Source organism: Brevibacillus sp. HB1.2, from assembly GCF_013332495.1.
GTDB lineage: Bacteria > Bacillota > Bacilli > Brevibacillales > Brevibacillaceae > Brevibacillus > Brevibacillus porteri.
The window spans coordinates 443094-469606 of the sequence record NZ_JABMIU010000003.1; the positions used below are offsets into that span (position 1 = coordinate 443094).

Genomic DNA, 26513 nt, shown 5'->3' on the forward strand with positions numbered 1-26513 from the left:
GCTAAACGGCTCGTCCTGTCCATATAGTATAGGGAAATGTCCTGCACTTGAAAGGAGGAGCACGAATGGCATTACAGGATGGGCAACTCTCTTTTGCCATCAAGGAGACCATTTTCCTCTCATCCGATAGAGCTGGAATAGGTGAATTGCAAGAGCTGGAATTGGTTCCAGATGTGGAAGTGTTGGAAAACGATTCCTACATCTCGATCACGGGTTGCTTGCAGTTAGTAGGGAAGTACGAGCCAATCAGGGAAGCCGCAGAAGCGACAGGCGGTGAAAGAGAATCGCTGGTTGAGGCCATGACTTTTACTCCCTTTCGCCAGGAAGCATCGGATCAAGCCTTTTATGGCTGGGAGGAACAGATTGGTCATCGCATTCCGTTGAACATCACCATTCCATTGGATCGGATTACCGAGATCGGAGACATCTACGCAATTGTGGACAGCTTTGACTACAAGCTAGAATCACCACATCAAATGCTAATCGATGCCGATCTGAAGATTTTGGGGATAGTCCTGGGGGATAGAGCTGAAAAAGCAGAGCAGATCGAAACGCAAGCTGCCGGACCAGGCGAAGGAGCATGGGAATACACCTTCGCTGCTGGTGATGATGGGCAAGAATATACGGAGCAGACGTCCCTCGATGACATTGATCAAAAGCTGAGTGCGCTGGAGGAGGAATTGGAGCGTCAGGCATTGCCAGCATCCTATGAATCAACCGAATCTCCTTCCATGTTCGACACTCCGGCTATTGCTCAATCCAATGAGGATGAATACTACGAGCAATACGGTGATGTGCTGGAAGTGGCACAGTCCAATCCTCCAGAGTCCTGGGAGACTGCTTCTATTTCGTATGACTTAGATTCCCAACAATCTGCTTCGTACGATTCTTCTGTCGCCTATTCCGAGCAGTCAGTATTGGCTGATGAGCAAGAGCAGATGAGAGAAATAGCCGAAAAAGAACAAGAACATGAGGAGCCTGTACTGGCTATACACGATCAGCAGGCAATCGCATACCAGCAAGTTTCCAATGAATCTACTGGGGCGTCAGTCGAAGCAGAGTCGCAGGAAGCAGTGCAAGAAGCGGTGGAAGCCACTGTTGTTTCCGAGCAAGAACCTGAGCAAGAAGCAGAACCAGTCGTTGCACAACCAGAGGCTGCTGCGGAAGATGTAGAAGTGCGAGTGGCGATTTCAGGGAAACCCTCCTATGAAGAAAGAAGTCGAGTGAACATTACCTCCATCTTCTCACAAGCGAATCGTGCCAAACAGGAAGCGATGGCGTTGGAGGCGGAATCTTCATCTAGCTCTTCGAGACATGGATCTTCGGGAAATGTCAACGCTTCTACGATGGAGGCCATGCAAAATCTCACGTCGTTTGTCCGCAGAAAAGAAGAGCGATCGAGTCAGCTGAAAATGTGCATTATTCAGCGAGATGAGACGTTAGAGCATATTTCACAGCGATACTCCTTGCCTGTTTCCAAAATCGTGGAAGTAAACCGATTAGCTTCCGAGCAGCTAGTAGCAGGGCAGATTCTGTACATCCCACAATAGAGGAGTGGGGGACCGTGGATAAAATTGATCTCTCCGAGGTTTGCCAGCAATATCGGGCGCGCGTAATCCGAATTACGCCCCTAGAGGATTGCTATTTACTGGAGACAAACCGGGGCCCCAAAGAACTCCACGTTTGGCCGCGTGTAGATGTGATGCGCTGGTCGTTTGCCTGGCGCGAACGACTGGCTCGTCAGGGGTTTCGAGAAGTGGAGCGGTTTATTCGGACGAGAGACACCAAGCCATTTTTGATTTTGGGTAAACGCGGCGTTACCATGACCGACCATCACCGACAATTCGAAGACTATCAGCCCGGCCAGGACATTGCGAGGCAATGGGGACGCGTGATCGCGATGATGCATCAGTCTCAGCAGGAAAGTCCTTTACTGTCCGGAAGTGATTTACTCAAGCAGGAAAAACAGCAAGTAGAAGAAAAAGGAAGACGTGCCAAAGAGCTGGTCGAATCATTTCGAGCCAAATCTGGAAGGGATTCTAAAGAAAATCGTTGGGTATCGGAACTCATGACCCCTATGCTGCAACGAATGGACCGTTCCGCTGCGATGCTTGCCCATGAGCGAATTACTCCGGAGGCGGTTGCTGTATCCCATCGGGACCTTTTGCGTGACAACTGGGGAATGGTAAACGGGAAGCTGTACTTGAGAGGCTTTTTCCGGCCGGTAATTTCAGTCCAGCAACGCGATGTTGCCAGCTTTTTGCGCGATCATTTTTTAACCCATAAGGATCTGAAGCAGATTGACGCTTTTTTTGACGGCTATGAAGAAATCAAGCCACTCACCTATGGAAACTATTCGTTGATACTCGCCTTTATGGCTCGTCCTCGTGAAGTGTACAGAAGTATCGAATCGTATGTGAAGCGCGTATCGCTGGATCAAGAAGCGTCGATCGCTGGTATTGAGCACGCTTTGCAGAGCCAACAATCTGTTGACTTACTGCTTCGGCATATTGCGGAGCGGGCCGAGCGTTCGAGGAGGGAGGGAGTCTATGAGTCGGTATGATGACATTGCTCCTTTGTTCAAAGAGTATGACATGTATGCCCAGAGCATTGACGTTTTAAAGGAGCCAAATGTATTTAAGGCGACGACTCCCTACGGCTCCTTCGTATGCAAACGAGCGCAAATACCTGCTCAACGTCTTGTTTTCGTCAGCGATATGCTGCGTCAATTGCAGCACCGCGGATGGGATGGGGCCGTTCCTTTTACGTACACGAAATACGATGATCCATTTGTCCAACAGGGAAGCGCCGCCTTTTACGTAACCCCTTGGCAGCCAGGAAGTGAGGAATGGGCCGAGCAGCCTTTGGCTTGGGCGACTCCTGCTTTGGAGCGTATGGCGGAGCTTCATCATTTGACACAAAATTATCGCTACGATGATCCGAGACAGGTAGAGCCACTTGTCGACTCTTTGCTTAACCGTTGGCAATATTGGCAAGACCAAATGAATAAGGCGGCAACCCTTGCGCAGGAGCGCAAATATCCTTCTCCTTTTGACCTGGTGTTTTTGGCAAACAAGGAGTTTCTTGAGGAAATGGCTCAAACAGCGACAGACTTATTGACCGATTGGCGAGAGCGGCATGAGACGCACGCGCATTTTCGCCTATCGTTGATCCATGGCAACCCAAATCCTGAGCATGTTGTGCCAGATCGATCGGGAAAAGGACGGCTGCTTAATTTTGATCGTGCCAGCTTTGATACACCAGTGCGCGATTTGACACTATTTTATCGTACTTATTTTCAAATGGCGGGGGATGAGGTTGGGGCTTCTCAATTATTCCATCGCTACGCCGAGATTTTTCCGCTGCGACCGGAAGAAATTGAACTGATGGCTTCGTTTCTGTCCTACCCGGAGAGGATCATGAGGGACTTGGATATTTATTATCATCATCCCCGCGAGTGGAGCGAGTTTTACGCTGTCCAACGTTTTGAAAAAGATATGGACCGCCTGATGCGCCTGCATCGTTGGGTCCAGCAAGCCTTTTAATAAGCAACGTCTCACCGCGTGGGGCGTTGTTTTTCTTTTTTTATAACCATTCAAGAGAGATGGCAACATAGAGCATGGCTAGCAAACCGAGAAGGACGACATCAAAAGAGGTAGGAAATACAACGGTTCGGATAAACTGAAAAACCAACAGCGGAAAGAGCACCTGTTTGCATCCGTATTTGATCCGTAAATACGTGGGGTTATACTTCCAACGGAAATTCATCACAATCACCTCATTCCAGCATATGCGCGGCTACTTTGGACAGTGTCTACAACCTTGAGCAAATGCCTAAAACATTTTCATTGAAAGTAGATAGTGGTTTGAATGGTGTCTGAAAAGGGAAGGTGTAGGGCAGGAAGGCTAGGACGAAACGAATAAAGGTGATCACAATGTTTTTGAAAATTGCCATAACCCTTTTCGCAATTCCCGAAAGAAAGAATTATGCTAAAGTGTGTATGGGAGTGGCTCGGGGATGAATCATCAATTGGTCAAACTAATGGAATTAAAACAGAATTACGAGTATCTGGTGATGACCAGCAATGAGCAAAGCAAGCGCCAAGTCAATTACGAGAGCCTCATGCCATTTATAGAAGAGTTGGTTGATACGTGGTTCGTGAAGATGGACAAGCCTTGCTTCTTGTCGATCACGTTTGAATCGGCTCTAGGTGCTGTCTATTTTCGGATCGAGCGTGGCAACAAAGAGAGCGCAAAAGTGCAGCGCGAAGTAGAGGAGCGCATTGTTGTCTCGGAACAGTGTGACACCGCTCAAACACCGCGCTATGTCCGCTTGTTCGCCCAGAGTAACGTCAATGACCGTGAGCTAAAGGAACTGGAGAAATCTTTTTATGGGCTGCTCCTCGTGAACATTCGGGCGTTGATCCTCAGATGTCAACAGGACCAGTCATCAGGGCAGCGAGAAATCGAGATGGAGATGAAGCTGGCTAGACGTATGCAGTCGATGCTCATTCCCACAGAAGAGTTGCAGTTAACCAGTTTGCGAACAAGAACGGTTTACGTACCCGTCGATTATGTAGGCGGAGATTACATCGATTATAGACAAATCAATGATCGCTACACCTGTTTTATCATTGCGGATGTGTCTGGGCACGGTTTTTTGGCTAGTATTTGGGCAACGGGGATTAGGATTGCTGTACGGCAGGTTTTGCAGTCCAGCTATTCGCCGGATGAGATTTTGGAAAGACTCAATCAGTTGCTTTATGCTGATTTAGTAAAAACTCGTTCTTACATTACGATGCTGGTTGCTGTCTATGATGAGATGGAACACAAAATTCGATTTGGCAGGGCAGGACATCCACAGCCTTTTTATTTGTCCAAGTCGAATCAAACCATTTTAGCTAGCAAGGGTGGGGTCGGCCTAGGGCTTTTGCCCGATAGCACGTATCAAATGGAGGAGGTACCCTTAGAAGAAGAGGGCATGCTATTGCTCTACACAGATGGTTTGCTGGATACAGGGAGAAAAGAAGTATCTCGAGGCAGCAGGCATTGGCTAGAAGAACTATCCTCCTTATTAAATATGTCTGGTGAAAGTAAGCAGGAATCGATGAATCGAGTTGAGGCCTACTTAATGGGGATAACACAGCAGCGAAACCAAACGGATGATATTTCTGTGTTGATTCTTCAATTTGAGCCTGAAGAGAGTATAGCCCTCGTGTAGTTGCGCGTGAATAGGAGGATGAACTGTGATTTTGTGTGAGCGTTGTCCGGACAATCCCACTTGTGATAATTGCCTTGTCGCGCTACGTTCTGGCGGTGCAGCGAACAAAGTAGTTCCGCCCCGCACTGTAAAGGTGACGAACCTAGCGACGATGGAATCGTTCCAGGCGAAGCTGGTAGCAGTGAGCCGGACGACCATTGGGTTAAGCAGTTCTGATCATGATTTGCACGGACGCATAGAAATAGAGCTCGCCTATGATTTCCGAATTATCGGTAGCGGATTGCGCGGTATAGCAGGTGATCCGTACTACATTATCGATATCGAAAAAGTTTTGCGACGGGAAGATGTTCTGGAGCGATTGCTTCTGGAAGAATTTCATACATGGCACATGAGTGGCGAATTGGACCTGGCAGACGTCTTGTTACATTGGAAGGATCGAGACGACGAGCGGGGGCGATTAATAAAGCAAGAGATTCAGAAGTTATCCATACTGCGTCAGATCGAGACCGTTTTCCTCTATCTTTACGATGAAGGGAAAGTGCGTCCGTTGGGTGACGTTCGTGCGAGTGTGGAAGTAGAGCGAGAAATGCAACGACTGGTCGAAGATGTGGCTGGATCGGGTGGTCCTATAAGGGAGCAAATTGTCACCTCTGATGGCACAAAGGTCTTTGAATTATACACATCTGTATTGCCAGATCGGACCTGTGGAATGGCTTTGATCGATGTCACTGCCGTTATTGCAGAAGAAAGAAAACGCAAAAGACGGGAATGGGAGATCTACAGAGATATTCTGGGTGTGGTCACAGAAGGTAAGCTATTGTTGCTAAGTGATGAAGAATTATTTTTCTTGCTTCGGGAAGGGCATAAGCTCTTGGCAATCGACATCCGCTTACCGGAGCAGCTGGCAGAACTGCGTAAATTGTTCAAGCAAGCTTTGGAACCACAAGGCATTTCTGATAAGCGCTTGCTACAGTTTCTCGTTGCGGTCAACGAAGCTGCTTCCAATACGTTGAAGCACGGTAATGGCGGTGTGGTCACGCTATACCTATCGAATGACAGGCAGATGTGTCGGGCTGTGATCCATGATGAAGGACAAGGAATTTTGCTCGAGGATATCCCGCGAGCTACCCTACAGCAAGGATTTTCTACGCGCCACTCGCTTGGGGCCGGTTTTCACGTGATCCTGCAATACTGTGATCGTGTTTATTTAAGTAGCTCCCTGGCAGGTACAAAGCTGATTTTAGAATGTATCCTTTCGCGTTAAGCTACGATTTCCCAAAAGCCAAATGTTTGCAAGTGAATGAAAATGGGTAATATAGTAAAAGGACGAGCAGATTGGGTGTACCGATACCTATTGAGAGGAGTTTGAGCATGGACTACCGCGCAACAGAGGCGAACGGACAGGCTACATTGTTTTTCGTCGGAGAGTTGGACATGGCTGTAGGAGATCGAGTAGGTGAATTGCTCCAACAGTATGGAGGGCGAAATCAATCCGTTACCGTCGATTTTCAAGGTGTCTCCTTTGTAGATTCTTCCGGTATTGGAAGCCTGTTTTTTACCACGAAAGAACTGTTGGCCATGGGCAAACAGGTAGAAATCGTCAATGTCCGAGAAGAAATTCTCGATATTTTGGGCGTGCTCGGTTTTACCGAAGCACTGGGCATTGCAGTTGGAAAAGTGGGCGAAACCCGGGTTTGACGCCAAACAGCGTGATTGTATATAATAGTGAAAAGCTAATCATACGACAACTACATACGATATGAACGATGAGTGGGAAGAGTAAGTCAGGACGCCTTAGCAGAGAGGAGAATCAGTTGCTGCGAGATTCTCTAAGGTTATGAATGGCTGAAGGTCGCCCAGGAGTTTTTTCGGTGAAAGCATGTGCCTAGCCGAGACCGGTTCGCAACCGTTATCTTGTCAGAGTGAACACGCCATAAGCATGACGTTTATCGTGTGTTAACAAAGGTGGTACCGCGAAAATAATCCTTTCGTCCTTTGCGATGAAGGGTTTTTTTATTTTTTGCAAAGAAAGTTATGCTAATAGGAGGAGTCGTACATGTCTACACAGCCAACAACCGACATCGACCAATTGCTGCCGAAAAACTATGATCCAAAGGCAGCAGAGAACAAATGGTATCCGTATTGGATCGAAAAACAATTTTTCAAGGCAGAACGTGACCCGAATAAACGTCCGTTTACGATTGTCATTCCACCGCCGAACGTAACTGGTAAATTGCACTTGGGCCACGCGCTGGATACGACTTTGCAAGATATCATTACGCGTACCAAGCGTATGCAAGGCTACAGCGCCTTGTTCTTGCCAGGTATGGACCACGCCGGTATCGCAACCCAAGCGCGGGTAGAGGCTACCTTGCGAGAAGAAGGCATCTCTCGTCATGATCTGGGCCGCGAAAAATTCGTGGAAAAGGTATGGGAGTGGAAGCACATTTACGCTTCACATATTCGTGAGCAGTGGGAAACGCTCGGTCTTGCCCTAGATTACTCCCGCGAGCGTTTTACGATGGATGAAGGCTTGTCCCAAGCTGTACGCGAAGTATTTGTTCGCCTCTACGAAAAAGGCTTGATCTATCGCGGTAACCGTATCATTAACTGGGACCCTGCAGCCCGCACGGCTCTATCCGATATTGAAGTAATCTACAAGGAAGTAAAAGGTGCGCTGCATCACATGCGTTACCCATTGGCAGATGGCACCGGTTATATCGAAGTAGCTACAACCCGTCCGGAAACGATGCTCGGTGATACGGCTGTAGCGGTACATCCGGAAGATGAGCGTTACAAAGACATGATCGGGAAAACCGTGATTTTGCCAATCGTAGGACGCGAAATTCCAATCGTCGCTGATGACTACGTTGATCCTGAGTTTGGTTCTGGCGCTGTAAAAATTACGCCAGCACACGATCCGAATGACTTTGAATTGGGTCTTCGTCATCAGTTGCCACAAATCGTTGTCATGGATGAGACAGGCACGATGAACGAACTGGCTGGTATCTACAATGGCTTGGATCGCTTTGTATGCCGGAAGCAAATCATCAAAGATTTGACTGAGCAAGGTGTTATGTTCAAGGTTGAGGAGCATATCCATCAGGTTGGACATAGTGAGCGAAGCGATGCAGTCGTAGAACCATACCTTTCTACCCAATGGTTCATAAAAATGCAGCCTTTGGCTGACGAAGCACTGGCTAATGCAAATAGCCCTGAAAGTGTGAAATTCGTCCCAGACCGCTTCAAGACGAACTACCTGCGTTGGATTGAAAACATCCGCGACTGGTGCATCTCCCGTCAGCTTTGGTGGGGCCACCGAATTCCTGCATGGTATTGCGGAGATTGTAACGAAACGATTGTATCTCGCGCGGATGTGACTGAGTGCCCAAGCTGCCACAGCCACAAGCTGGAGCAGGACAACGACGTTCTCGATACATGGTTCTCCGCTGGTCTATGGCCGTTCTCGACTCTGGGCTGGCCGGAAGAATCCGAGGACATGAAGTACTTCTATCCAACGAATGTCCTGGTAACAGGCTACGATATCATCTTCTTCTGGGTTGCTCGGATGATGTTCTCAGGTCTTGAATTTACCGGGAAAAGTCCGTTTGAATCCGTCTTGATTCACGGCATTATTCGTGACTCTGAGGGCCGCAAAATGTCCAAATCACTCGGCAACGGTGTCGATCCAATGGAAGTGATTGAGAAGTACGGAGCGGATGCACTGCGATACACACTGGCGACAGGGAATTCCCCAGGGAATGACCAACGCTTCTATTGGGAAAAGGTGGAGGCAAACCGCAACTTCGCGAACAAGATTTGGAACGCGTCTCGTTTTGCCTTGATGAACCTGGCTGACTTCAAATACGAGGAAATCGATTTGAGCGGTGAGCTGTCTACACCAGACAAATGGATTCTCTCCCGCCTGCAAGCGACAATCGCAGATGTAACCCGTCTGTCTGACGCATTTGAATTCGGTGAAGCAGGTCGTGTGCTTTACAACTTCATTTGGGATGACCTGTGTGACTGGTATATCGAGATGGCGAAGCTGCCGCTGTACGGTACAGATGAAGCGGCGAAGAAAACAACCCAATCCGTTCTGGTGACGGTTCTGGATCAAACGCTCAAGCTGTTGCATCCGTTCATGCCGTTCATCACGGAAGAAATCTGGCAGGCATTGCCACACCAAGGCGAGAGCATCACAGTAGCACCTTGGCCAACTGTTAACGAGCAATGGATTTTTGCTGAAGCAGAAAGCGAAATGAACCAATTGATGGATATCATCCGCAGCGTACGCAACATCCGTGCAGAAGTAAACGTACCGATGTCCAAGAAAATTGAGCTCTTGATCAAGCCAAGCGATGCATTGTCCGCTGAGCGCCTGACACGCGGTGAACACTACCTCGCCCGTTTCTGCAACCCTGAGCGTCTGGAAATCAGCCTGAATCTGGCTACGCCTGATAAAGCGATGTCTGCTGTGATCACGGGAGCAGAATTGTTCCTTCCACTGGCAGGCTTGATCGATATCGAGCAAGAGCTGAAGCGCCTGGAAAAAGAAGTGGCGACACTCAACGACGAAGTGGAGCGCATTGAGAAAAAGCTCAACAATGCTGGATTTATGGCCAAGGCACCTGAAAAAGTAGTCGCAGAGGAAAAAGCGAAGATGGCAGACTACATGGATAAGCGGGATAAAGTGATTACACGACTTGCCGAATTGAAGGGCGAATGATCCGCCATACCATCGCATATTTTTGAGAATGGAGCATTGTGGTATGCAAGCAGAAGAAGGGTTTGTAGAATACACGCAAGCGCTCGACTGGCTGCATGGACTGCTCAGGTTCGGTCAACGGCCGGGGCTTGAGAGAATGCAGTGGGTTTTGGAGCAAGTAGGAAATCCTGAGCGGAGAATCCCATTTATTCATGTGGCTGGCACCAATGGAAAAGGTTCAACCTGCGCATTCCTGACGCAAATGCTGATGGAAGCCGGATATAGTGTAGGTACATTTACCTCCCCCTATTTGGTTGATTTCCGTGAGCGCATCCGTTTCAACGGCAGCATGATCGCGGAAGAAGATCTATTGCAGCTGGTAAATGAGGTTAAGGTATGGGTGCAACGATGCGAACAAGAAACAGAGTTCGGTTCCCCTACCGAATTTGAAGTGATTACGCTGATCGCCATTCTTTATTTTTCAAGAGTGGCGAGACCAGCGGTAGTCGTATGGGAAACAGGACTAGGCGGGCGATTGGATTCGACGAACGTCGTCCTTCCGCTTGTTTCGGTCATCACGAATATCGGCATGGACCATACGCAAGTGTTGGGAGATAGCTTGGAAGATATTGCCCGGGAAAAAGCGGGGATTATCAAGCCGGGTGTTCCTGTAGTCACAGGTGAGGTTAGGCCAGAACTTCTCGAGGTTTTTGAGGAGCGCGCGAGACAAACAAAGAGTACGCTATACCATATAGGTGAACATTTCCAGGCAGAGCAGGTAGAGGAGCAGTTGAATGACCAACAGTTTCGTTACAAAAGCATTCACCGTCGTGTAGAAGCATCCTACCGTCTCACCATGAATGGCATTCACCAAACAACCAATGCAGCCGTTGCTTTAATGACCATTGATATCCTGCGGAATTACTTCTCTTTCTTGCTGGAGGAAGAAGAAATATCTCGTGGTTTGCAACAAACGCGTTGGCCTGGTCGTCTAGAAGTCATCTCTCCAAGACCAATGGTTATCTTGGATGGGGCACACAATCAGGAAGGAATGGAGGCGCTTGTAAGCAGTCTGGATCGGTTGTTACCGGACGGAGTACAGTTGCATTTGCTCTTTTCTGGATTGGCAGATAAGCCGCTTGCAAAAATGGCAGAGTCGCTCGCACCAGTAAAGTCAAAAATCAAAAAGCTGCATGTGACGACCTTTGACTTCCCGCGTGCAGCCGAAGCCAATAGCTTACAAGAGTCGTTTTTAGCCGGTGGCTGGGAGCAAGAGCTTCTCGATGCAGTCCCAGACTGGCGGGCGTTTCTCCTTTCTTGGATGCGGGAGAAGCAATCAGCGAAGGCGGATGACTGGTTGGTCGTCTGCGGTTCGCTCTACTTCATCGCCCAAGTACGCGCATTCTTTCCCACTATAGTAGAAGAGGCAGGTGAATAGGGTGGATCAGGCCCAACACGTCCACTTTGTGGGCATCGGCGGTTATGGCATGAGTGCCATTGCCCGCGTCTTGATCGACCTTGGATACAAGGTAACCGGCTCCGATGTCGCCATGAATGATTTGGCGAAAAAGCTGGAAGCAAGAGGGGCGGTCATTCATATTGGCCATAATGCTGCCCACGTGGAGGGAGCAGACAGCATCGTATACTCCACCAGTATTTCCAAAGACAATCCTGAGGTGATCGCAGGTCAAACATTAGGGATTCCGGTCATGCACCGTTCCCAAATGCTTGCTCGCATATTGAATGAACGCACAGGAGTAGCAGTAGCTGGAGCACACGGCAAGACGACTACGACATCAATGATCTCTCACGTGCTGGAAGAGTGCGGTGTAGACCCGACTTTCATCATCGGCGGTGAATTGATGAGTGCTGGTACCAATGCAAAGGCAGGTACTAGTGACTATGTGATTGCCGAGGCAGACGAGAGCGACGGTTCCTTTTTGGAATACAGACCGATGTATGAAATTGTGACGAGCATTGAACCAGATCATCTGGAGCATTTCGATGGCGACTTCAACAATTTGAAACAGGCGTATGTCCAGTTCTTGAGCCATCTCAAACCGGATGGAAAAGCGATCCTGTGCATCGATGATCCAATCGTGCGCGAAGTCATGCCATCTGTTGAAAAAACGGTCGTGACATATGCAGTTGATCCGAATTTTACAGCGCAAGCGGGGTTTTCTGCCGTTTCAATTGAATGTGGTGATCGTTGCAGCAAGTGCCAAATTTATCGTCAAAATGAGCTCTTGGGTGAATTATGCCTCTCGGTTCCAGGCAAGCATAATATTGCGAATGCACTGGCTGCGATCATTGTTTGCCTGGATGCTGGCCTTTCTTTTGATAAAATTGCTAAGGCACTGTCTACCTTTAGCGGTGCCAAGCGCAGATTTCAAATTATCGGGGATGCACGAGGCGTCCTAGTCGTAGACGACTACGCGCATCATCCGACGGAAATTATCGCTACACTAAGCGGGGCAAGGGCATCGGGCAGACGTGTAATCGCTGTTTTTCAGCCACAACGCTACACACGCACGTATTTCCTCATGGATGAATTCAGCCGTGCCTTTGCAGAAGCAGACGAAGTGATTATCACAGATATCTACTCTCCAGCCGGAGAAGAAAAAATCGAAGGAGTCACCTCCGAGGTTTTGGTGCAAAAAATCCGCACCAACAGCCACCCACGTGCGCAGTACATTCCGACAAAGGAACAAATGCAAGAGCATGTCTTCAAAGGATTGCAAGAGGGCGATCTCGTGTTGACAATGGGTGCAGGAGATATCTGGAAATCCGCTTATTGGCTGGCTGAAAAGCTAGAAAAATAACGGATAGAGGCATATGAAGACTTGGAACCTACGGGTTTCAAGTCTTTTTATTTACTATCGGAAAGCTTTGGCATAATACTGTTAAGAATGATCTACCTAAAGGTTTTAAGAGGTATCGATAAACGAACAATGCTGGTGAGAAAAAAAGCACAGGGCTCGTAGACCTTGACAACGCCTACCCAGTCGGAACTACAAAAAGGGGACCACGCTTGTCGAACACTTCTCCCTTGAGAAACTTCCGCCCGTAGGGTGGCTTTGGCTCGACGGTCCCCGTTTTGTAGTGGAGACGGACAGCCAATCCCCTGCTGGCGTGTCAGAGTCGAAGAGAACTGTGCTTTTTCTTCTCCTCCACTATGTTGACTCAAACCTAAATGACCTTCTTAGATTTTTATTTATCAAAAATTAGTACCAGATACTAATATCTAGTGTTATAATCAGATCATAAAAACGGAAGGTGATGATCGGATGATGACAATGGCAACCCCCTTCAAGTCGCGAATTACCGCTATCGGTACGTATGTGCCGAGTCGCGTTCTTACCAATACAGATATGGAAAAACTAGTGGAGACATCGAATGAGTGGATTTTACAACGAACGGGCATTCATGAGCGGCGTATGGCAAGGGAAGATGAATTTACCAGTGATCTGGCCATCGCTGCTATCCAAGATTTGATCGAAAACTATAAGAAGGATGTCCGTGATGTCGATATGATTTTGGTGGCGACCAGTACGCCAGACTATCCATTTCCAAGTGTCGCAAGCCAAATCCAGGCGCATTTTCAAGTCGAGCAGGCGGGAGCCATGGATCTCTCCGCTACCTGTGCAGGATTTACGTATGCGCTCCATATGGCAAATGCGCTTATCAGCTCGGGCTTGCATCGCAAAGTGTTGGTAGTAGGTGCAGAAACGTTAACAAAAGTAACGGATTATACGGATCGTACGACGTGCATCCTGTTTGGGGACGGAGCAGGTGCCGTACTGCTTGAGCAGGACTCTACAGCTCCCGGTTTTTTGTCCGCCTATTTAGGCTCAAAGGGGGACGGTGGGATTCATGTATACCGATCGGGCTTGTCAACACATATGGACGGACGAGAATTGAGCGGGAATGGATGCATGGTTCAAAACGGGAGAGAAGTGTACAAGTGGGCTGTAACAACTGTTCCAAAGGGGATGCAGGAGGTAGTGAGCCGGGCGGGGAAAACGCTAGAAGATGTCGACTGGTTCATCCCGCACAGTGCCAATTTGCGCATGATCGAATCCATTTGCGAGAAGAGTCAGTTCCCTCTCGAAAAGACATTGTACAGTCTGACACATTACGGCAACACATCAGCGGCTACCATTCCATTGTCGCTCGCCTTGGGGATCAAGGAAGGCAAAGTAAAGGCAGGGGATACGATCCTGTTGTATGGGTTTGGCGGTGGTCTCGTCCACGCTGGCCTTTTGTTCACTTGGAATCCGTAAAACATGTTTATAAATCGAGAGACTGTCCAGAACATTCTGGGCAGTTTTTTTGTCCCAGGAATGAAAGGTATTCTTAAGGACAGTTTTCGACTGGGGGAAGAAGAAATGGCCAACGCTGTGATATTATTCGGACTCTGCCTTTACCTCTCGTGGATAGATTTTCGTTATAAACGAATACCCAATCGTGCATTAGGTGCAGGGTTTGTACTGATTTCTATTATGGAGTATGTTCTCTCTTCTCCTAGGGAATGGCTGATGGCTGGACTCTTTGCGATTCTCAGTTTACTGGTATTTGGATGGATCAGCTGGCACAGGCCGCTTGCGCTTGGGATGGGGGATGTGAAGCTGTTCGCGCTAGTCTGCTATGGACTTGGGGTCCGCGATTTTGTTCTCGTTCTTACGATTGCGAGCTTGGCAGCTTTTCTCGTCTCTCTCGTTTTGTTGCTGATACGAAAAGTAAGTATCAAATGCGAAGTGCCGTTTGCTCCTTTTGTGACGATTGGCTTAGCTGTGATTTTGTATATGAGCAAAACCTCTTGAAATAGCATGGTGAATAGTAGTAGAAACAAATTTAATAGAATCACTAGATAGAAGTCATAACCCGTCCGAGCAAAACGTATGCTAGTACAAAGAGCCTGTGGCTAGGAGGGCAAGCGTATGAGCGGACAAAATAAAAATCGTGTGACGGTCAAAATGAACGGAAGGTTCTGGGATGAAAAGCGGGACGACACCCCAAAGGAAGCAAGTAGAAAGCGCACTCCAAAGGATGATACGCCACGCGTTCGTTTCCAAGCACCTCCCTTGCTGTTTACTGACCCGTTGAAGGAGAAGGGCAACGAAGCATGGGAACGGATGATGCAGCTACGTGGATCTGCCACGAAAGAAACGAAGCCGAATGTTGAATTCGATCAGACGACAAACGATTCCTATGAATCCGATTATTCCTTCGAGGATACCGAAGAGAAGGGATACAGGAGTAGTCCGGTGAGTCGGCTTGCTGCGTTATGGCCAAAGGGGCCCTTTTGGCGCACGACTTTAACAACAGGCGGGGCTGTAGCAATTGGCCTCTTGTTCGGATTTCTTGTTTTGACAGTCTTTTCCCAAAAGGAGTTTTCTGAGTCATACGGAAATGTTCTGAGTGAAACGGTTCAGACACTGACCGCACCGGGTGCAGGCACTGAACAAACGGCTGGGAAAAATGGCGTGACAGGTCCGGCTTCGCCTAATGAAAGACAGCCAACACAAGAGACGCCGACGAATGGCAATGCAGTGGGTCAAAAAGCGATAGCTTTACAACTGCCAGCCGTAAACATGTACGTTGCACAGGCAGGAGTATTCCAGCCGGATGCATCGCCGCAAACAGCTGTAGAACCACTGGAGAAAGCGGGGATTCCTCATTTGCTTTATAAGGACGCAAGCAAGCAGTACATGTTCGCCGCCGCTGCTCCTACAAGAGATGCTGTGCTAGGCTTTGCCGCCAGCCTGAAAAACAAAGGCATGGATATATACGTCAAAGAATTTTCCTTTCCCGCTTTTGAAGGGTCTGTCCCTGTCGGAAAAGCCGCTAACGCATCTGGTGAACCCAACGTGAAGGCCTTTTTCACCCACGGAGTCAAACTCGTCCAATCACTTTCTGCACAATCAGGGCTGATTATTACGACGGGTCAACTATCGCCAACGGCAAAAGAAACGGCAGAATTAAAAGAAATTCACCGCCAATTTCTGGAGGAAAGCCGTAAAATGGAAGCCAAGGAAGCCTGGAAGCCACTGCTAGATGGGATGGTAAATGGGGTGAATCAAGCGCTGGCAGCCAGGGACAAAATGGCAGAAGCAAGCGCAGGCAAAAAGGTGGAAAGCGCCGAATCCTATGCGTGGCAAGTACAGGCGGGTGTTCTTGCCTTTTTCGAGAGCTACGCAAGTTGGATGCAAAATGCACGTTCATCCACATAAATGCATGTTTATATGGTCTTCCGCAAGGTTTTCTTGCAGGAGGCCTTTTCTTTCTATACAGTAACTACCAAGAGCAATCAGGGATTGTTTCGCTTCTCCCCATTTGCTAAACTTATGTTTGGCAAAAAGAGAATCCCTTATAAAAAGGGAGTTGGGAAAATGGGGAAAGAAACGCTTACTCTCGTGTTTCTGTTGGTGAGTGGACTTTTGTTTGGCAGTATTATCGGGGAGATTTTAAGTCCCTGGCTACCTTTTTTGACCAAGAGCAAAGTGATTACTTGGTCGCCTGCGGCAGATTTAGAAATTTTGAAGTACGAACTGAACTTTCAGGTAAAACTAAATCTAGCCAGTATCGGAGGCTTAGCCCTCGCATTTTGGATACATCGACGGATAAAGTAGGTTGAAAAATGACGAAAAAAAATGTTCCTCTCATTCTGGCTTCATCTTCGCCGCGTCGAAGGGAGCTTCTGCAAGCTTTAGGTTTATCATTTACCGTTATCACCAGTGATGTAGATGAGACGACAGCAGAGCATTTATCTGCGAGCGAAGTAGTAGAAGAATTGTCTTTACGCAAGGCCAAGGAAGTGGCTTCTCGCTTGACGGAAGGCGTCGTTTTAGGATCTGATACGGTAGTCGTTCTTGATGGCCAAATATTGGGCAAGCCTGTTGATGAAATGGACGCATATCGTATGTTGTCCATGCTCCAGGGGCAAGAGCATACCGTTTATAGTGGAGTCGCCTTGATAGATGTGGAGACAGGCCGTGCGGAAGTCTCACATAGTCTAACACACGTAAGAATTCGAGCTTTAACAGAGCAAGAAATCAAGTCGTACATTGCGACAGGTGAGCCGATGGATAAAGCGGGCTCATACGCCATTCAGGGTATTGGAGCCACGATCGTGGAAGGAATAACCGGAGACTACTTCACAGTTGTTGGTCTTCCGTTAGGCCTGACGTCTACTCTTTTGACACGTTTTGGGATGCCGATTTTGTAAAGTTGTCATGCTTGAAGCAAGCGACGACGGCCATACGCCTCATGAACCTCTCCATGTCAGCCGTTTTCGATAATGTGAATATGGCTGGAGGCGGATATAAAATGGCAACAAATACCTGTAACAAAATGCTGTTGAAAAACGTCCCTTACTATGACCGTCCACGTGAACGACTGCTTCGCGAAGGAGCGGTCCATCTGTCTGATGCTGAACTTCTTGCCATTTTACTGCGGACAGGCAGGGAACAAGAGACGGCCCATCAGTTGGCTCAGCGCTTGTTAGCCAGGTTTGGAGACCTGCGTGGTTTAGCCCAAGCCTCTCATGCTGAGTTAACAGAGCTAAAAGGAATTGGTCCAGTCAAAGCGATTGAATTGCATGCTGCGTTTGAGCTTGGGCGTAGATTGATGGGAGTGCCTCGAGAGTATAGGGCTTCTATCCGTTTACCACGGGACGTAGCTGATTTGATGTCGCCAGAGCTTGCTCATTTGACACAGGAACATTTTGTCTGTCTCTTTCTGAATACCAAGAACCACGTGATTGGCAAGCAGACGATTTTCGTAGGCAGTCTGGACGCTTCCATCGTACACCCGAGAGAAGTCTTTAAAGAAGCGATCCGTCGTAGCAGCGCATCGGTGATATGCCTACATAACCATCCGAGCGGTGATCCGACACCTAGCAGGGAAGACATCGCGATTACGCATACATTGCGTGACGCTGGTGAACTGGTGGGGATTTCATTGTTGGATCATGTTATTATCGGGGAAGGCAAGTACATTAGTCTCAAAGAGCAGGGGTACTTGTAACATGTTTATACGCACAAGATTTTTCATCGAAACGTCTATGAATTCTTGAGCGCATGAAAACCTTCCACAAAAACGCGGTCGCTCTATCTTTTAGAGGCCTCGATAGAGGTTCTCTTATGCTTGTCATTTGGATTAATATTTGGAAGGAGTTTTTTTATGTTTGGTGGATTTACACGTGACTTGGGGATTGACCTCGGCACTGCCAATACACTTGTTTTTGTGAAGGGGAAAGGAATTGTGGTGCGTGAGCCTTCTGTTGTAGCGATTCGTACCAATAACAATTCCATTGAAGCAGTAGGGAATGCAGCGAAAAGTATGATCGGTCGTACGCCGGGTAATATCGTAGCGGTTCGTCCAATGAAAGATGGGGTTATCGCTGACTTTGATACAACTGCGACAATGATGCGCTATTTCATTAATCAAGCACAAAAAAATCAAGGTCTGTTTAGCCGTCGTCCAAATGTAATGGTCTGTGTACCTTCGGGAATTACTGCGGTGGAAAAGCGCGCAGTCGAAGATGCTACGAAGCAGGCTGGGGCGAAGGAAGCCCATACGATTGAAGAGCCGTTTGCGGCAGCGATCGGTGCAGACCTGCCAGTGTGGGAACCGACTGGAAGTATGGTAGTAGACATTGGTGGTGGTACGACAGAAGTCGCTATCATTTCTCTCGGGGGGATTGTTACATCCCGCTCCATTCGTGTGGCCGGAGATGAGATGGACGAGGCGATTATTCAGTACATCAAGCGCCGTTACAACTTGATGATCGGGGAACGGACAGCAGAAACACTGAAGCTGGAGATCGGCTCTGCGATTGCTCCTGATGAGGTCGAAAACGTTGACATTCGCGGTCGTGACCTTGTAACCGGATTGCCAAAAACACTCTCGGTAAGCAGCACAGAGATTGCCGAAGCATTGGCGGAAACCATTTCTGCTATTGTGGAAGCGGTGAAGGTAACACTCGAAAAAAGCCCGCCTGAGCTCGCGGCGGACATCATGGATCGTGGAATTGTACTCACAGGCGGCGGTGCGCTCTTGCGTAACATGGATCGCCTGATAAGTAAGGAAACGGGTATGCCCGTGCATGTTGCGGAAAACGCACTGGATTGCGTAGCGATTGGAACAGGTCGTGCATTGGAGAACATTCACCTGTTCAAATCCAAGCAAGGCATCACCTCTTCCCGACTAAAACGGGGTAAATAAACGGAGGGTAGGGCATGTCGTTTTTCGGGAATAAGCGGCTTATCATTGTACTTGTAGGCTTGGTCCTGCTTATCTCCGTCGTGGGCTTCACTTCTCGTGAACGGGTTAGCCTGACCTGGCCAGAAATGTTCTTTAAAGATACCTTCAGCGTGGTGCAGGGCTTTTTCTATCGCCCTGCCCAGGCTGTTTCTGGCTTTTTTCAGGAAATTGAAGAAGCGTACGGCGTATATGAAGAAAACAAGGCACTTAAGGCAAGCTTGGATCAATACGCCCGTCTAAGTGCCGAATTGCACACGCTCAAAGCAGATAATCAGCGCCTTCGAGAAATGGTAGGGGCAAAAGATTCACTTAAATCTTACAACCTTCACTTTGCGGAAGTCGTGGCGAGAAACCCTGATACATGGAACAACGTCGTTACCATCGATCAAGGATTAAAAAGTGGCATTAAAAAAGATATGGCTGTCATTACAGCCAAAGGAATGATCGGGCGCGTACAGAGTGTTGCCAACTTTTCAGCTACGGTTGAATTGTTGACGAGCTATGAGCGACGTGACCATATCTCAGCGGATATTTTGACGGAGCAGATAGTCGACGGCAAACCTGTGTACCGTCAAATTAGTGGTGTCATTGAAGAATACGATCCGCAAGAAAGATTGCTCGTCATGCGCAAAATCCCTTGGGGACAAGCGATTAAAAAAGATCAGCAAGTGATCTCGTCAGGTTTGGGAGGAGTTGTCCCTCGCAATTTGCCGATTGGCTATATTGTTCGCGTAGAGCCAGATGATTATGGCTTGACTCAAACCGCCTACATCCAGCCAAGCGCTGATTTTTCACAATTGAATGAAGTCATGGTTGTGGAACGTGATTTTACAATCGCTCCCAATGGTGAATTGATCCCGCAACAGCCAGCCGGCCAGACACAAACACAGACAACTGTGCCTCCGGCTCCACCTGCTAGCGGGGGTGGTCAGTAATGGCTCGGTTTTTATTGACGTTGGGCGTAGTGGTCATGTTTGTTTTGGAAGGAACTGTGATGCAAGTATCTGCACCTAGTACATGGGGTCTGTCCTGGATGACGGTACCCCGGTTTGCGCTTGTGTGCTGCATCTTTATTTCGATGTATCTCGGTAGGCGCGAGGGCTTGTATTACGGGATCGCCTTCGGATTTTTACAGGATGTCCTGTTTGGGCAACTAATTGGAATCTATACCATGTCCATGATGGTGGCCAGCTACTTTGCAGGGATGATCGTTCTTTTGTTCCAGAGAGGATTCGGGATGGTTTTCATTACCAGCTTCCTGATTTTATTCGGACATGAGTGGCTTTTGTATTCCTTGTTCCGCTTGTTTTCCGCTGCCCCCTTCGATGTTCAATGGATTTTGACACATCAAATTTTGCCTAGTGTGTTGTTGAATCTCGCTTTTGGCTTACTGGTATACTTTCCGATCAAGAATGTATGCAACAAGATTCTGGCGAAAAAGGAAATGCACATGCAGTAAGGGCAAAGGAGAGGAGAGTTCGTGGAAGAAGTCAAAGAACCGAAAACAGACATACCTATTCGGCTCAATATATTGTTTGTGATTGTATTTTTGTTCTTCGCCGCCATTATTTTACGGCTAGCCTTTGTGCAACTGGTAGAAGGCGAACAGTACAAGCATGAATTGGAAAAGTTTAGTATCCGTGAACTGCCGATTTCCGCTCCTCGCGGCCGTATCTTGGATAAAAATGGCGAGGTACTCGTTTCGAATAAGCCTGTGTACACCGTTCAATACGTTGAAGAACAAGGGCAGGACATTGATGAAGAGAAAGTCGCGGATCGTCTGGCAAAAATCCTCATCCCCGATGGCGGCAAAATTGGTACGGATAAGGAACTGTTAAAGAAGACGATTGAACTGAGGTCAACTTTGCCTGTTGCTTTCAATGCACAAGAAACAAACGATCTCAAGGCAAAGGTTGCGGCGAAGCTAAAAGCCGTTCCAAAAGTAGAGACTGTCGATCAGATGTCGGACTTTGAGCTGGTAAAGACTGCTGTGTATCTCGGGATGCGTGTTCGTTCTCCTTTTGATGACAAGGAGAGAGCAGACCTTATTAAGAAACTGAATGCTGCCAAGCCGGGTACACCTGCTATTACGGAAGCGAATACTACGGATTTCGAACTGTTAAAAATGGCGATAAACGCTAATATGACCCTCACTCTGAAATTGGACAAGGAAGATCGTAATGACCTTGCAAAAAAAGTGAAGGATCAGATCGGAGTTTTGCCAACCCCCGGAGGCTTAGCAGAAAAGTCTGACATGGATTTGCTGCGCTATGCCTCGTTGTTCGACATGGATATCAAACTGCCGTTGACAGAGCAGCAACGCCAATTTCAGTGGCACAAGCTCTCGTTGCTGCAGGAGATGCGTTCACCGCAGATGGCTAGTTATATTCCGAGGCGTGTCAAGGTCAACATCACGGAGCAGGAAATGTTCCAGATCGAAGAACGACGCACCGAACTGCCAGGAATTAGTGTGGAGTTGGAGCCTGTTCGCCAAATTTTCGAAGATCCGGATGGTACGGCATTTGGTACTCACTTTCTCGGGTACATCAATGCGATTCGTCCTGAGAGCTTGAAAGAATATCAGGCACAAGGCTACAACGCGATCGACCGTGTAGGTGTAACCGGTCTGGAGAGCTCCTATGAACGTTATTTGCGTGGCAAAAACGGGATTATGGAAGTGCACGTGAACAAAAATTCGGAGACGGTAGAGAAGAAGATGCGCCAAGCCCCTGAGCCAGGAAACGATCTCGTTTTGGCTATGGATTGGCGTTATCAAAGCAAGGTAGAGGCCATCTTGAAAGAAGAGTTTGAAGCATTCAAGAAGCGCCCAACTACGCCAAAAGAATTTAAGGATGCACACGTATTGGTGATGAATCCGAATACGGGCGAAATATTGGCGATGGCGAGTTATCCAGATTACAATTTGAATCTGTATTACGACCGCAAGAAATTCAACGAGAATTACGCCTCGCTTATTTTGCCGAATGAATCAAACCGATTCATTTATACGCCGTATCCACCTGCTTCTACCTATAAGCCATTGTCTGTCATGATTGCGCTTCAGGAGGGTTTGACTACACCGAACGAAGTCATCTATGACCGAGGCGGCTTGAATGTCGGTAACACGTATAAACGCAACTGGAAGGCAAGTGGTCATGGACCTGTTAACGCTCGTCGTGCCTTGCAGGTGTCGAACAATACGTATATGTATGAAATGGCGATTCGATTAGCAAGAAAAGGGAAAGAAGGCTGGGAGAAGCAGTTCTCTGTCTATGATTACTACAACGCCCAGTTTGGTCTTGGTGTGAAAACAGGTGTGGATCTGCCGAATGAACATACCGGTTGGGAAAACCAGAACCTTTACTACGGGAACTTGGCGGACGTGATGATTGGTCAATACGATCTGTTCACGCCGATGCAGCTGGGTCAATACGTATCGACCATTGCTAATGGAGGATATCGGGTACGCCCACATCTTGTAAAAGAAATTCGCAAAGGAACTACCGATCCGAAGAAACCAGGACAAACGCTCTCGGTTATTGAACCACAAGTGCTCAACCGGGTTGATATCGATCCGAAGCATATACAGGTGGTAAAAGAAGGGATGCGGCTGGTTACTCAGCCAGGTGGTACCGTTCAACGATTCAATGGGTTGCCTTTCACAGTTGCAGCCAAGTCTGGTACGGCACAAACGTCGCAGCCAGCGGAAAATGCACTGGTTGTCGGCTTTGCGCCTTATGAAAATCCTCAACTGGTTTTCGTCGTCATTGCGCCGAACAGTTTGAGAGACGGTACATCCAGTTCTGATGCGACTGGTCCGATCTCGCGTCGATTGCTCGAAGCTTACAATGAACTGAATCCAGGTGTCCTTACTGGTGGGGTTCCAAAGCCAAACCCAACGTCCGCAAAGTAAACACAATGGTTGTCCAGGGCAATCAAGCCCCAGAGAATAATGGAGTCAAGCTCTTGCAAAATGCCACCATCTGACCCAATTCGGCAATTTTTTCACGCAGAGCAGGAAAAATCTTTCTGCATGGCGAATGGTATCGGTCGAGGTGAAACCGGTGACGACTGTGAAAAGCAAGGTCACGATCAAAGGAACGAAAGAGGGTCTCGTCTTCTTTATGGATGATACCTGTTCCTTCGACGAACTGCTGGCCGATATGCGTGAAAAAATAGAGCATAGCCACCAACAGATTTTGTCTGGGCCACTCATTCGGGTATCTATAAAATTGGGAAAACGATACTGCTCACCCGAGCAACAAGAGCAGTTGACTCAAATTATTCGAACGAAGGGCAACCTGGTGATCCATACAATCGAATCTGATTTGATCACGCGGGAAGAAGCTATGGCTGAACGCCTGAAAACCCATTTTTCCATACAGGTAAATACGGTACGCTCTGGGCAAGTACTGGAGTTTGACGGTGATTTGCTTTTATTGGGAGATGTCAATCCCGGGGGGACGGTTCGCAGTACAGGAAGCATCTACGTGCTCGGTCATCTCAGAGGGTACGCGCACGCAGGTATTTCCGGTGACTCACAGGTAATTATTGCGGCTGCAGTCATGAGTCCTACCCAGTTGCGGATTGCAGATGTGATCAGCAAGCCGGGTGAGGAATGGACGAATAATTCCGGAGGCACAGAATTTGCCTATCTGGAAAATGAGATCATGCTGGTAGCGAAAATGAACTACTTGTCGCGAATCCGCCCTGATTTGGGTGAGAAAAAGCGTGAGGGTTGAGGGAAAGAGGAGGAACGGACGTGGGGATTGGAATTGTCGTAACTTCCGGTAAAGGCGGCGTGGGTAAGACGACCACTTCCGCCAATTTGGGAACGGCGCTCGCATTGTTGGGACAAAAAGTATGCATGGTAGATACCGATATTGGCTTGCGTAATTTGGATGTAGTCATGGGACTTGAGAACCGAATTATTTATGATCTGGTAGACGTTGCAGAAGGTGCATGCCGACTGCCGCAAGCTCTGATCAAAGACAAGCGGTTTGACAATCTGGCATTGCTCCCGGCTGCTCAGACCAAAGACAAATCAGCAGTAACTCCTGAGCAGATGGAGGAAATCATTACGCAACTGAAGCGGGAATATGATTATGTCATCATCGATTGTCCTGCGGGTATTGAGCAAGGCTTCCGCAATGCAGTGGCAGGGGCTGATCAAGCAATCGTCGTGACTACCCCTGAAAAAGCCGCTGTTCGTGATGCTGATAGGATTATTGGCCTATTAGAACGAGAAAAAATCGGAATGCCGAAGCTTGTCATTAATCGCGTTCGCTCCCATATGGTGAAAAATGGTGACATGCTGGATGTAGAAGACATTTTGGATTTGTTAGCCATTGACTTAATTGGTGTCGTGCCGGATGATGATCATATCATTAAATCCGCGAACCAAGGTGAGCCGGCTGTAATAAATCACGAATCGCGTGCTTCCATTGCGTATCGGAACGTGGCTCGTCGCCTTTTAGGTGAAGCTGTTCCATTGCAACCATTGGAAGAAAAAGCGGGCGTGTTTCATAAAATGCGTAAATTCTTTGGATTAAAATAGGTAATACTTGGCTCCCTTCTTTCTATAGAGGGGAGTCACGTTTTCTAGGAGGAAACGGATGGACCTGGAAAAACGTCATTTAAAAACAATTGACTGGACCATCATTTTGATTTTGGCAGGGCTGGGTATTTTCAGCTATTTGGGGATTTCCGGTTCTGCGGCAGGTGTAGATAAGGCACATCAGCAGGTCCTTTGGTATGTCATCGGCTTTATTGTGCTAGGTGTGACATTGTTATTTGACTATCGTCTATTCCACAACATGGCCTATGTCTTATATGTACTCGGTCTGATTCTTTTGATCGGGGTATTTCAAACGAGGCCCATTAACAATACGACGAGCTGGTATGACCTTGGTCCTGTCTTGTTTCAGCCTTCTGAACCGATGAAGCTGTTCACAATCATAACGGTGGCGCGCTTCTTGTCTAAGAGGGCAAATGATCCAGATCGGTTTTACTATTTCTATAAGCTGATTCCGGTATTGGCCTTGGTTGGTGTACCATTGCTTTTGATTTTGATTCAGCCCGATTTGGGTACGGCCATGGTTTACACGGGGATGCTTGCCACGATGCTAATCGTTGGTGGTATACGGATGAAGCATGTATTGTACATGGGAGGATTGGTCGGCAGCTTCTTTGCCGCCATGACGTTGCTGCATGAATACAAGCAGGATATCTTTTTCAAGATTATCAAGCCGTATCAGTGGGATCGAATCCTCTTTTGGATGAACCCGGATCTTGAACCGATGGGACGAGGATTCCAGCTCAAGCAAGCGTTGATTGCTATCGGCTCTGGGCAATTGTTCGGAAAAGGGATTGATACGCCGACCCAAGCGAGCTTTGGATGGGTGCCGGTAGGAGAGAGTGATTTTATCTTTACCGTCATTGCAGAAAAGCTGGGTTTTGTCGGAGCAGGCTTGCTGATGATTTTGTTTTTCGTTTTGATTTACCGAATGATCCGCATCGCGATGGAGGCAAAAGATCCGTTCGGCTCTTACGTTGTCGCAGGTGTCGTAGGGATGCTTACCTTCCAGATCTTTGAGAACATCGGAATGACGATTCAGTTGATGCCGATTACGGGTATTCCGCTTCCGTTCATTAGCTACGGAGGGAGCTCGCTTGTAACCAACTTCCTGATCATTGGTGTGGTGCTCAATATTGGGATGCGTAAGGACAAGTTACGTTTTGATTAAGGAGTTGTTCAAAAAGTCTTCTGGTTCTCGCCACTTTCCGGTGATGAATAGAAGGCTTTTTGTACACTCATGAAATGCGTGACAAATGCAAAAATTTATGCTAAAATCATCCTAAGTTAACCATTTTTACAAGTTATAGTGTTTGATTGATTGGTATGAAGTCGTACGTATTGTGAGTGACGTCACCAATTGTCAATCGCAATTTGTATGACTTTTTTCCTTGACGCAAAAGGCTTATCTGTAAAAAAGAGGTTAACGCTACACTCTTTCGCCTCGTGAGGCGTAATGTTCAGGGAGGTTTTGTTTCATGCAACAAGGTATCGTAAAATGGTTTAACGCAGAAAAAGGATACGGCTTCATCCAAGTTGAGGGTGGCGACGACGTATTCGTACACTACAGCGCAATCCAGTCAGAAGGTTTCAAATCTCTTGACGAAGGTCAAAAGGTTGAGTTCGAAATCGTTCAAGGTAGCCGTGGACCACAAGCTGCTAGCGTAACTAAACTGTAAAATTGACAGATTCAAAGGCAGTCTCTCAATGGGGAGACTGTCTTTTTTGCGTGTTTCCACCCG

General features: G+C 47.8%; 24 protein-coding genes and 1 other annotated feature. Of the genes, 23 read left to right on the forward strand and 1 reads right to left on the reverse strand.

The window, feature by feature from the left end; all coding sequences use genetic code 11:
• Positions 1 to 65: 65 nt before the first annotated feature.
• The 3 genes from HPY28_RS10155 to HPY28_RS10165 are packed head-to-tail and all read left to right on the forward strand — an operon-like array spanning position 66 to position 3545.
• Positions 66 to 1550, forward strand: a complete 1485-nt coding sequence (locus tag HPY28_RS10155) for a LysM peptidoglycan-binding domain-containing protein (RefSeq protein ID WP_174230519.1) — start codon at positions 66 to 68, stop codon at positions 1548 to 1550.
• A gap of 14 nt (positions 1551 to 1564) precedes the next feature.
• Positions 1565 to 2563, forward strand: a complete 999-nt coding sequence (locus tag HPY28_RS10160; protein WP_174230520.1) for a phosphotransferase — start codon at positions 1565 to 1567, stop codon at positions 2561 to 2563.
• The gene (locus HPY28_RS10165) at positions 2550 to 3545 is read left to right on the forward strand and encodes a protein kinase family protein (protein ID WP_017247522.1); all 996 of its coding nucleotides are present in this window, start codon (positions 2550 to 2552) and stop codon (positions 3543 to 3545) included. Before HPY28_RS10160 ends, HPY28_RS10165 begins: the two co-directional genes overlap by 14 nt.
• A gap of 40 nt (positions 3546 to 3585) precedes the next feature.
• Here HPY28_RS10165 and HPY28_RS10170 read toward each other — a convergent pair whose 3' ends face one another.
• A complete protein-coding gene (locus HPY28_RS10170; RefSeq protein WP_007726679.1) occupies positions 3586 to 3768 on the reverse strand; it encodes a hypothetical protein in 183 nt (60 codons plus the stop codon).
• A gap of 250 nt (positions 3769 to 4018) precedes the next feature.
• On the opposite strand from HPY28_RS10170, the gene HPY28_RS10175 reads away from it, so the two are divergent.
• The 20 genes from HPY28_RS10175 (at position 4019) to HPY28_RS10270 (ending at position 26450) form a co-directional block, all read left to right on the forward strand.
• Complete coding sequence (locus tag HPY28_RS10175; RefSeq protein ID WP_173622449.1) at positions 4019 to 5221, forward strand: PP2C family protein-serine/threonine phosphatase; 1203 nt, start codon at positions 4019 to 4021, stop codon at positions 5219 to 5221.
• Positions 5222 to 5246: 25 nt separating this feature from the next.
• Positions 5247 to 6485: an ATP-binding protein gene (locus HPY28_RS10180; RefSeq protein ID WP_174230521.1), complete on the forward strand. Its 1239-nt coding sequence runs from the start codon at positions 5247 to 5249 to the stop codon at positions 6483 to 6485.
• A 107-nt stretch (positions 6486 to 6592) separates the two neighbouring features.
• A complete protein-coding gene (locus tag HPY28_RS10185) occupies positions 6593 to 6919 on the forward strand; it encodes an STAS domain-containing protein (protein ID WP_007726674.1) in 327 nt (108 codons plus the stop codon).
• Positions 6920 to 6978: 59 nt separating this feature from the next.
• Positions 6979 to 7220 (forward strand) — a binding site (T-box leader).
• A 57-nt stretch (positions 7221 to 7277) separates the two neighbouring features.
• Complete coding sequence (locus HPY28_RS10190; protein WP_017247526.1) at positions 7278 to 9950, forward strand: valine--tRNA ligase; 2673 nt, start codon at positions 7278 to 7280, stop codon at positions 9948 to 9950.
• A 43-nt stretch (positions 9951 to 9993) separates the two neighbouring features.
• On the forward strand, positions 9994 to 11367 hold the full coding sequence (locus HPY28_RS10195) for a bifunctional folylpolyglutamate synthase/dihydrofolate synthase (protein ID WP_174230522.1): 1374 nt from the start codon (positions 9994 to 9996) through the stop codon (positions 11365 to 11367).
• A gap of 1 nt (position 11368) precedes the next feature.
• A complete protein-coding gene (murC, locus tag HPY28_RS10200) occupies positions 11369 to 12751 on the forward strand; it encodes a UDP-N-acetylmuramate--L-alanine ligase (protein ID WP_017247528.1) in 1383 nt (460 codons plus the stop codon).
• 465 nt (positions 12752 to 13216) lie between these two features.
• On the forward strand, positions 13217 to 14212 hold the full coding sequence (locus HPY28_RS10205) for a ketoacyl-ACP synthase III (RefSeq protein ID WP_174230523.1): 996 nt from the start codon (positions 13217 to 13219) through the stop codon (positions 14210 to 14212).
• A 105-nt stretch (positions 14213 to 14317) separates the two neighbouring features.
• Entirely contained in the window at positions 14318 to 14752 is a 435-nt protein-coding gene (locus HPY28_RS10210; protein ID WP_069850552.1) for a prepilin peptidase, read from the forward strand.
• Positions 14753 to 14869: 117 nt separating this feature from the next.
• Entirely contained in the window at positions 14870 to 16162 is a 1293-nt protein-coding gene (locus HPY28_RS10215; protein WP_174230524.1) for a hypothetical protein, read from the forward strand.
• Between the two features lie 159 nt (positions 16163 to 16321).
• Positions 16322 to 16561 (forward strand): DUF4321 domain-containing protein, encoded by a 240-nt coding sequence (locus tag HPY28_RS10220; protein ID WP_069850743.1) that lies wholly within the window; start codon positions 16322 to 16324, stop codon positions 16559 to 16561.
• 8 nt (positions 16562 to 16569) lie between these two features.
• Positions 16570 to 17157, forward strand: a complete 588-nt coding sequence (locus HPY28_RS10225) for a Maf family protein (protein WP_017247533.1) — start codon at positions 16570 to 16572, stop codon at positions 17155 to 17157.
• A 101-nt stretch (positions 17158 to 17258) separates the two neighbouring features.
• Positions 17259 to 17957: a RadC family protein gene (radC, locus tag HPY28_RS10230; protein WP_017247534.1), complete on the forward strand. Its 699-nt coding sequence runs from the start codon at positions 17259 to 17261 to the stop codon at positions 17955 to 17957.
• Between the two features lie 156 nt (positions 17958 to 18113).
• Positions 18114 to 19157, forward strand: a complete 1044-nt coding sequence (locus HPY28_RS10235; RefSeq protein ID WP_017247535.1) for a rod shape-determining protein — start codon at positions 18114 to 18116, stop codon at positions 19155 to 19157.
• Between the two features lie 14 nt (positions 19158 to 19171).
• Positions 19172 to 20131, forward strand: a complete 960-nt coding sequence (gene mreC, locus HPY28_RS10240) for a rod shape-determining protein MreC (protein ID WP_017247536.1) — start codon at positions 19172 to 19174, stop codon at positions 20129 to 20131.
• Positions 20131 to 20655 (forward strand): rod shape-determining protein MreD, encoded by a 525-nt coding sequence (mreD, locus tag HPY28_RS10245; RefSeq protein WP_017247537.1) that lies wholly within the window; start codon positions 20131 to 20133, stop codon positions 20653 to 20655. The genes mreC and mreD overlap by 1 nt, the downstream gene beginning before the upstream one ends.
• A 21-nt stretch (positions 20656 to 20676) precedes the next feature.
• On the forward strand, positions 20677 to 23109 hold the full coding sequence (locus HPY28_RS10250; RefSeq protein WP_174225843.1) for a peptidoglycan D,D-transpeptidase FtsI family protein: 2433 nt from the start codon (positions 20677 to 20679) through the stop codon (positions 23107 to 23109).
• Positions 23110 to 23260: 151 nt separating this feature from the next.
• Positions 23261 to 23938, forward strand: a complete 678-nt coding sequence (minC, locus tag HPY28_RS10255) for a septum site-determining protein MinC (RefSeq protein WP_026042972.1) — start codon at positions 23261 to 23263, stop codon at positions 23936 to 23938.
• Positions 23939 to 23958: 20 nt separating this feature from the next.
• Positions 23959 to 24753, forward strand: coding sequence for a septum site-determining protein MinD (minD, locus tag HPY28_RS10260; protein WP_017247540.1), 795 nt, complete (start codon positions 23959 to 23961; stop codon positions 24751 to 24753).
• Positions 24754 to 24811: 58 nt separating this feature from the next.
• Positions 24812 to 25942 carry a rod shape-determining protein RodA gene (gene rodA / locus HPY28_RS10265; RefSeq protein ID WP_017247541.1) on the forward strand — a complete coding sequence of 377 codons (1131 nt, stop codon included), beginning with the start codon at positions 24812 to 24814 and terminating at the stop codon, positions 25940 to 25942.
• Between the two features lie 307 nt (positions 25943 to 26249).
• Positions 26250 to 26450 (forward strand): cold-shock protein, encoded by a 201-nt coding sequence (locus HPY28_RS10270; RefSeq protein ID WP_005832370.1) that lies wholly within the window; start codon positions 26250 to 26252, stop codon positions 26448 to 26450.
• Positions 26451 to 26513 lie beyond the last annotated feature (63 nt).

Excerpts from the sequence above, each read along its gene's own strand:
- HPY28_RS10155 (WP_174230519.1), top strand. The coding sequence starts at position 66 with ATGGCATTACAGGATGGGCAACTCTCTTTTGCCATCAAGGAGACCATT.
- HPY28_RS10165 (WP_017247522.1), top strand. The coding sequence starts at position 2,550 with ATGAGTCGGTATGATGACATTGCTCCTTTGTTCAAAGAGTATGACATG.
- HPY28_RS10170 (WP_007726679.1), bottom strand. The coding sequence starts at position 3,768 with ATGAATTTCCGTTGGAAGTATAACCCCACGTATTTACGGATCAAATAC.
- HPY28_RS10175 (WP_173622449.1), top strand. The coding sequence starts at position 4,019 with ATGAATCATCAATTGGTCAAACTAATGGAATTAAAACAGAATTACGAG.
- HPY28_RS10185 (WP_007726674.1), top strand. The coding sequence starts at position 6,593 with ATGGACTACCGCGCAACAGAGGCGAACGGACAGGCTACATTGTTTTTC.
- HPY28_RS10190 (WP_017247526.1), top strand. The coding sequence starts at position 7,278 with ATGTCTACACAGCCAACAACCGACATCGACCAATTGCTGCCGAAAAAC.
- HPY28_RS10195 (WP_174230522.1), top strand. The coding sequence starts at position 9,994 with ATGCAAGCAGAAGAAGGGTTTGTAGAATACACGCAAGCGCTCGACTGG.
- HPY28_RS10205 (WP_174230523.1), top strand. The coding sequence starts at position 13,217 with ATGATGACAATGGCAACCCCCTTCAAGTCGCGAATTACCGCTATCGGT.
- HPY28_RS10210 (WP_069850552.1), top strand. The coding sequence starts at position 14,318 with ATGGCCAACGCTGTGATATTATTCGGACTCTGCCTTTACCTCTCGTGG.
- HPY28_RS10215 (WP_174230524.1), top strand. The coding sequence starts at position 14,870 with ATGAGCGGACAAAATAAAAATCGTGTGACGGTCAAAATGAACGGAAGG.
- HPY28_RS10220 (WP_069850743.1), top strand. The coding sequence starts at position 16,322 with ATGGGGAAAGAAACGCTTACTCTCGTGTTTCTGTTGGTGAGTGGACTT.
- HPY28_RS10225 (WP_017247533.1), top strand. The coding sequence starts at position 16,570 with ATGACGAAAAAAAATGTTCCTCTCATTCTGGCTTCATCTTCGCCGCGT.
- radC (WP_017247534.1), top strand. The coding sequence starts at position 17,259 with ATGGCAACAAATACCTGTAACAAAATGCTGTTGAAAAACGTCCCTTAC.
- HPY28_RS10235 (WP_017247535.1), top strand. The coding sequence starts at position 18,114 with ATGTTTGGTGGATTTACACGTGACTTGGGGATTGACCTCGGCACTGCC.
- mreC (WP_017247536.1), top strand. The coding sequence starts at position 19,172 with ATGTCGTTTTTCGGGAATAAGCGGCTTATCATTGTACTTGTAGGCTTG.
- mreD (WP_017247537.1), top strand. The coding sequence starts at position 20,131 with ATGGCTCGGTTTTTATTGACGTTGGGCGTAGTGGTCATGTTTGTTTTG.
- rodA (WP_017247541.1), top strand. The coding sequence starts at position 24,812 with ATGGACCTGGAAAAACGTCATTTAAAAACAATTGACTGGACCATCATT.
- HPY28_RS10270 (WP_005832370.1), top strand. The coding sequence starts at position 26,250 with ATGCAACAAGGTATCGTAAAATGGTTTAACGCAGAAAAAGGATACGGC.